We start from the raw sequence: 6399 nt of genomic DNA, 5'->3' as shown, positions 1-6399 counted from the left end.
CCCGTACACCGCCGCCCTCCTGTCGGCCGTCCCGGTGGCCGACCCGCAGGTCGAGCGGCACCGGCGGCGGATCATCCTCACCGGTGACATCCCCAGCCCGGTGGACCCGCCCGACGGCTGCCGGTTCCGCACCCGCTGCCCACAGGCCCGGCCCGACTGCGCCCGGACTGACCCACTGCTCGCCGAGGTCGACCCCGGCCACCGGGCGGCCTGTCTGTTCGCCGGCGATGCGGTACGGCAGATGCGGTCGGACGCCCCCAGGTAGGGGATCCCGCGTTGCCGAATCCCCGCCGAACTGCTCGCCGGGACCGGTGACCAATCCGCGATCGCGTTTACCCGTGGCGGCCGTGGATGGTCGGTACGCCACTTGGTGCACTCGGCCTCATCTGTCACGTAGACACCCCTTGCCCCAGGTTGGCCCGATTTTCCTGCGGCCGAACCCGAACCCGCCTCAGGATCGGATCGGGAACGGGACAAGGCCTGATCTGCCGATCCACCAGCGCACGCCTCGGCTCGAGGGCCCGGTCGGATACCAGTCCAGTCGCGAGAGGTACGGGTCTGATGCCGGCGAAGAAGATCATGGTCTTCACTATTCCGAATGACGGTCACCTGAACATCCTCAAGCGAATGATCCGCCAGCATCAGGCCGCGTACGACTTCCAACTGGTGCTCGTCGACCGCCGGAACACCCCGCCTGACCTCAGCGACGTCACCCACCGGGTCGTCACGCTGGAACGGTCTCGGCAGTTCCTGAACACGCCCGCATCGCAGGTCTTCCAGCGGGTCGACGCGTTACTCGACGATTGCGTGCGCGTGGCCCGGTCCTTCGACCCCGACCTGATCATCTACGACTTCTGCGCGTTGGAAGGCCACTTCGTTGCCCGGATCCTGGGCATCCCGTCCTGGTGCTCGATCCCGGGACTGATGGGACCGTTCACCCACTGCGCCTACCTTGCCGCGAACCTGTCCTCCGCGGTCAACCAGCGCGCCATCCAGTCGATACAACAACGGTTCAGCCTCGACATCTGCCAACCCGGGCTCGAGATCATCTCCAACTGCCTGCACATCCCGGCGGAGGTGAACCTGCTCTGGTCGTACCCCGCCGTGACGCCGGCCGACTTCCGGCACAACCGGGAGGACGCGACATACAGATTCGCCGGCTACCTCTCCGACGGATACCGCCGAGCAGAGGGGCCGGTCGGTCCCCCGACGGTGTACCTCTCATTCGGAACCGAGGTGATGGACAACCTCTGGCTGACCCAGGAAGCCACCCGGGTCGGCGTCCGGACCTGCGTCGCCGCGCTGGCGCAGCGGTGGAAATCGGACCCGATCCAGGTGGTCTTCGCCACGCAGGGCAAGACGGTGCTGGACCACTATCCACCCAACTGGGCGGTGCACGACAAGGTCGACCAGCAGGAGGTCCTGAGCAGAGCTGACGTGTTCGTGACGCACGGCGGCAGCAACAGCTTCCACGAAGCCATCCTGCTACAGGTTCCGATGGTGGTCGTACCGTTCTTCGGCGATCAGATACTGGTGGCGCAACGGGCCGACGACTTGGGCATCGGCATCGGCGTCGTGACCGACGACAGCATCGACAAAGAAAAGTCGAAGCGGTTGTTGAACGCTGACCTCGTCGATCGGATAGATGAGGCCGTCATCCAGGTACTCGCCACCGACAAGTACCGCAGAAGCTTCGACGCTCTGCCACTGGAAGCCACAGCACCCCTGTCCGGATTGGTGGAGGAGACGGTGGCCGAGGCGCCGGCGGCAACCGTACCGGGCCAGGACCTGCCCGGGCATGATCTCGGCCCGGATTGGGAGGCCGCGCTGTCCGCCCCGTCATCCCACACCGGCGTCGATCCGACAGGGCGTACAGCCGCAGCGACAACGGACAGGGGCCCAAGATGAACTTCGAAGGTGGTCCTCGCCGGCTCGCCGGCGTCGTCGTCATGACGGGCGATGATCACCGCGGGCGACTGTCCGAGCGGTTACGGACGGAGCCGCCGCCGAAACGGCAGCGACAGTCACGCCCGCAGAGCCCGGTAGGTGGTCGCGGCCACCGCGCCGTAGGCGAGGTGCGGTATCACGTCCGAGGCCCAGTCGGTGGCGCTCCATGTCCGAGGGTCGGTGACCTTGAGCAGGGTCAGGGGCATGTTCGAGCCGATCATCGCCGCTGCGGTGAGCGCACCGACGGCGGTGGCCCACCGGGGCCGTTCGGATGCCACGACGGCGTACAGCGCGGCAGCGCCAAGGCCGGTGGCGTAACCGAGCAGTGGGCCGAGCCCGGCGCGTCGGTTGGCGGCGGCCTGCTCGTCACCAAGGGTGACGTGTAGCTTTCCGGCAAGGCGGTCGACGCTCTGCTCCGGCGTCTGGCTCGCGGGGCGGGCCCGCAGCGTCATGTCCAGGTAGGTGACGATGTTGAGGGCGCTGGTTCCGGCGGCGCCAGCGAGCATTCCGCGGAGAACATGTCGCATGGAAGCGGGCCTACCCACCGCCAGCGGGGTGAAACAGCTTGCGACAGTACTGGATCCGTGCGGGGCGGACCTGCCGTTCCGCTGGCAGCGCCGGCCCCGGGTACGCCGGCGGCTAGCACGGGGACCGGCCTACGCCTCGGGCCGCGACGACGCCGAGGAGCGAGGGCGGTAGCCAGAGTGATGTCGATGCCCCAGCGACCGAGGTGTCGGGCTGGCGGTGAGGTGCGCGGTGGTGCCGTTGCTGGCGCAAGGGTGGGAGGATCCGTCAGGTGGCGTCTCCGGGCTGAGCTACCGCATGCGGTTTTGCGGCGCGCAGGAGCATGCCGGTCGCCGCGAGGGCGCAGCACGCGGCGACCGCGACGATCATTGGCCGGTATCCGCCGGCGGCGGCGAGGAGGGCTGCTGCGGCCAGCGGTGCGGTCGCTTTGGCCAGGGTGACGGGCAGGGCCAGCATGCCGGCGATGCTCGCGTAGGCGGTGGTGCCGTAGCGGTCGACGAGCAGTGCGGGCGCGGCGAGGCTGGACACACCGAAGCCGAGGCCGAACGCGACGACGGCGACCACGGCGCCGGCTCTGTTCGCGGCGAGCACGGGAAGGCATACGGCGGCGAGAGCCTGGATCGCGAAGATCACCGCGACCACGGTGGTCGTCGGGGCAAGTCGCCGAGCGCCGGTGAGGACGATCCGGCCGGTGACGGACAGGACACCGAGCAGACCGGTGACGGTCGCGGCGAAAGTCGCGGGGTGCCCCCGGCTGGTCAGGTAGCCGACCAGGTGAACGACCATTGTGCTGGTAGCGGCGCCGTGCGCGACCAAGGTAACGACGAGGATCCAGAATCGGCCGTCTCGGGTGGCCGTGCGGGCCGTCACCCGGCGCTGCGCTGGTCGGCGGCGAGTGGATACTCGGGGTGGTTTGCGGATGATGGCGGCGTGCAGCGGCACGGTGGTCAGTCCGTGGATCGCGGCGAGGACGATCAGGGCCGTACGCCAGGTGAGGTGTTCGACGAGCAGCGCGGTCAGGGGGAGGAAGATGCTGCTGGCGAAGCCGGCGACGATGGTGACGGTGAGCAGGGCGGTGTCTCGGCGCGGCGGGGTGAACCAGGTGACGATGACGGCGAAGGCGGCCTGGTAGAGGACCATCGCGCCGGTGACGCCGATGGCGATCATGACCGCGTAGAGCTGCCAGACGGTGTGGATCTGGGACCATGCCAGGACCAGGGCGGTGGCGGCGAGGGAGCCGGCGGTCATGAGCGCGTGGCCGCCGTGGCGGTCCAGCCAGCGGCCGACGGGGATGGCCATGAGCGCGCCGGCGAGGACGGAGGCGGTCAGCGCGCCGGTCACGACCGTCGTGGAGGTGCCGAGGGCGCCGGCCATCGGGCCCAGCAGGACGGCGTAGGCGTAGTAGAGGGTGCCGTAGCCGACGGTTTGGGTGACGGCGAGGGCGGCGACCACTCGCCGGGCGTGGGTGATGCGGTGCCCGCCGACCGCCGGGTCGACGGGCACCGCCGCGGTGACGGGCATCAGCTGCCGCAGCAGCCGACGGTTTGGCCGCCGCTGGGGGCGGCGGCGCCGAGGGTGACCAGGTTCAGCGGAGCGGAGAGCAGGCCCCCGGAGACACCGGTCGCCAGCCCCCGGCCGGCGGGCTGGGCGGCCGGGGCGGGTCCGCAGCAGCTTTCGCCGCTGATGGAGTCGTCCGGGCTGCTGGAGCACACGCCGGTCTCGGGCAGGTCGAGCTGGACGTCGCGGGCGCCGTCCCAGTCCCCGGCGAGGGCGGCGACGACGGAGCGGACCTGCTCGTACCCGGTGGCCATGAGGAAGGTGGGCGCCCGGCCGTAGCTCTTCATGCCGACGGCGTAGTAGCCGACCTCCGGGTGGGACAGCTCGTCCACGCCGTGCGGGGGGACGGTGCCGCAGGAGTGCTCGTTGGGGTCGATCAGCGGCGCCAGGGCACGGGTGGCGCCCATGATCGGATCCAGGTCCAGGCGGAGCTCGGCGGCGATGGAGTGGTCGGGGCGGAAACCGGTCGCGGCGACAACCCGGTCCACCACGATCGACTCCTCTCCCCCGTCGGCGTGGCGGACCACCACCGCCACGCGGCCGTCGGCCGGGGTGAGGGCGTGCACCGAGAAGCCGGTGAGCAACCGGATCCGGCCGGCGTCGACGTGTCCCCGCAGCCGGGAGCCGAGAGCGCCGCGGGCCGGCAGGGCGTCGGCCTCGCCACCGCCGTAGCTGCGCGCCGGCGACGCGGACCGGATCGCCCAGGTCACCTCCGTGCGAGGAGCGGCGGCAGCCAACTCGGCGAGGGCGAGCAGGGTGTTGGCGGCGGAGTGGCCGGCCCCGACCACCAGGGTGTGCCGGCCGGCGAACCGGTCCCGGTCCACACCGAGCACGTCCGGCAGCGCGTGCTCCACGAACGCTGCGACCGCTCGCTCGCCACGGGCGGGCAGGCCCGAGGCGCCGAGCACGTTCGGCGTGCCCCAGGTGCCCGAAGCGTCGATCACCGCCCGGGCGAGCACCTCGCCGCCGTCAGCAAGGCGAACCAGAAAGGGGGCCTGGTCACGCCCGGTGGTACGCAGCCGGTCCAACCCGAGCCGGCTGATCGCCTCGACCCGGACGCCGTAGCGCACATGCGGCTTCAGCTGCGGCAGCTCCGCCAGCGGCTGAAGGTAGTCACCGGCGAGTTCGGCGCCGGTGGGCAGGGCCTCCGGATCGGGGGCGACCCAACCGGCGTCGTCGAGCAGCCGGCGGGCGGCGGCGTCGACGTCGTACCGCCACGGGGAGAACACCCGCACATGCCCCCACTGCCGGACGGCCGCGCCGGCGGTGTCCCCGGCCTCAAGGACGGTGAAGGGAAGACCACGCTCGCACAGGTGCGCGGCAGCAGCCAGGCCGACCGGACCGGCACCGATCACAACGACGGGAAGCTCGCTCATCGGGTACTCCTCTATGTTGACAATTGTCGAATCAAGAAGGTGCAGAACGGCCCCGACCGGCGGACCCGGACGGGTCAGCTGATGACAGGGCTCCGGCGCTCCACCAGCACCACGTCGCGCCACCGGCCGTGGTGCCGGCCGACCCGCTCGCGAACGCCGATGACGCGGAATCCCGCTCGTTGGTGCAGGGCGAGGCTGGCGGCGTTCTCCGGGAAGACACCGGACTGGATGGTCCAGATCCCGGCCGCCTCGGTCGATTCGATCAGGGCGTCCAGCAGCAGCCGTGCCACCCCCCGTCCTCGGGCGGCGGTGTCGACGTAGATGGAGTGCTCGACCACGCCGGCGTACACCGCCCGGGTCGAGGTCGGGGAGACGGCGACCCAGCCGAGCACGGCGCCGTCGCCGTCGACGGCCACGAAGCGGTGCCCAGGCAGCTTGCCGGCGTCGAACGCCGGCCAGGTCGGTGCGACGGTCTCGAAGCTGGCGTCGCCCCCGTCCAGGCCGGCCTGGTAGATCGCCAGGACCCGGCCGGCGTCGTCGGTCGTCATGGGTCGGACGGTGAGGTCGGCCATCAGCATGCTCCGTTCGGGTTCGGGTTCGGGTTCGGGTTCGGGTTCGGGTTCGGGGCCGGGCGACCCATGACGACGTCGGCGGCGGAGGGGAAGCAGCCGACACAGGCGTCGTTGATGCGGTAGAGGCGGGCGGTGCCGAGCGGCTCCACGAGCACGAACCGCACCTCGGTGAGGATCTTCAGGTGCTGCGAGACGGTGGACTGCGCCAGGCCGGCCGCAGCGACGATCTCGCCGACGCTCATCGGCCGGGCGTGCCGGGCCAGGTACTCGACGATCTGCACCCGGCTCGGATCGGCCAGGGCCCGGAACCACGACGCGTACGTCTGCGCCGTGTCCCGGTCGAGCAGTTCACCCACCGTCACTCCTCTATCGTTAATCGCCGATTGACGATCGAATTCTAGCGGTCACGGCCGCACACGACG

At 70.7% G+C, this 6399-nt stretch carries 7 protein-coding genes; 2 read left to right on the top strand and 5 right to left on the bottom strand.

What is annotated here, in order from left to right; genetic code table 11:
• Both C1I99_RS04500 and C1I99_RS04495 read left to right on the top strand, forming a co-directional pair.
• The coding region (locus C1I99_RS04500) for an oligopeptide/dipeptide ABC transporter ATP-binding protein (protein WP_325049189.1) at window positions 1–265 on the top strand (265 nt) is incomplete at its 5' end.
• Window positions 266–561: 296 nt separating this feature from the next.
• Window positions 562–1908 carry a glycosyltransferase gene (locus C1I99_RS04495; RefSeq protein ID WP_158553963.1) on the top strand — a complete coding sequence of 449 codons (1347 nt, stop codon included), beginning with the start codon at window positions 562–564 and terminating at the stop codon, window positions 1906–1908.
• 116 nt (window positions 1909–2024) lie between these two features.
• Here C1I99_RS04495 and C1I99_RS04490 read toward each other — a convergent pair whose 3' ends face one another.
• The 5 genes from C1I99_RS04490 to C1I99_RS04470 all read right to left on the bottom strand — a co-directional run bounded on the left by C1I99_RS04490 (window position 2025) and on the right by C1I99_RS04470 (window position 6333).
• Window positions 2025–2474, bottom strand: a complete 450-nt coding sequence (locus C1I99_RS04490; RefSeq protein ID WP_111132863.1) for a hypothetical protein — start codon at window positions 2472–2474, stop codon at window positions 2025–2027.
• 265 nt (window positions 2475–2739) lie between these two features.
• Entirely contained in the window at window positions 2740–3993 is a 1254-nt protein-coding gene (locus tag C1I99_RS04485) for an MFS transporter (protein ID WP_111132862.1), read from the bottom strand.
• Window positions 3993–5405, bottom strand: coding sequence for an FAD-dependent oxidoreductase (locus tag C1I99_RS04480; RefSeq protein ID WP_111132861.1), 1413 nt, complete (start codon window positions 5403–5405; stop codon window positions 3993–3995). Before C1I99_RS04480 ends, C1I99_RS04485 begins: the two co-directional genes overlap by 1 nt.
• Window positions 5406–5479: 74 nt before the next feature.
• A complete protein-coding gene (locus tag C1I99_RS04475; RefSeq protein ID WP_111132871.1) occupies window positions 5480–5977 on the bottom strand; it encodes a GNAT family N-acetyltransferase in 498 nt (165 codons plus the stop codon).
• Window positions 5977–6333: an ArsR/SmtB family transcription factor gene (locus C1I99_RS04470; RefSeq protein WP_111132870.1), complete on the bottom strand. Its 357-nt coding sequence runs from the start codon at window positions 6331–6333 to the stop codon at window positions 5977–5979. The genes C1I99_RS04475 and C1I99_RS04470 overlap by 1 nt, the downstream gene beginning before the upstream one ends.
• Between the last annotated feature and the right edge of the window lie 66 nt (window positions 6334–6399).

It is taken from the genome of Micromonospora deserti, assembly GCF_003236335.1.
Classification (GTDB): domain Bacteria; phylum Actinomycetota; class Actinomycetes; order Mycobacteriales; family Micromonosporaceae; genus Micromonospora; species Micromonospora deserti.
The sequence above is the reverse complement of the archived record's forward strand: the minus strand, read 5'-3'. Positions and strand labels throughout refer to the sequence as shown.

Coding starts and splice junctions, on each gene's coding strand:
- C1I99_RS04495 (WP_158553963.1), top strand. CDS start 562: ATGCCGGCGAAGAAGATCATGGTCTTCACTATTCCGAATGACGGTCAC.
- C1I99_RS04490 (WP_111132863.1), bottom strand. CDS start 2,474: ATGCGACATGTTCTCCGCGGAATGCTCGCTGGCGCCGCCGGAACCAGC.
- C1I99_RS04485 (WP_111132862.1), bottom strand. CDS start 3,993: ATGCCCGTCACCGCGGCGGTGCCCGTCGACCCGGCGGTCGGCGGGCAC.
- C1I99_RS04480 (WP_111132861.1), bottom strand. CDS start 5,405: ATGAGCGAGCTTCCCGTCGTTGTGATCGGTGCCGGTCCGGTCGGCCTG.
- C1I99_RS04475 (WP_111132871.1), bottom strand. CDS start 5,977: ATGGCCGACCTCACCGTCCGACCCATGACGACCGACGACGCCGGCCGG.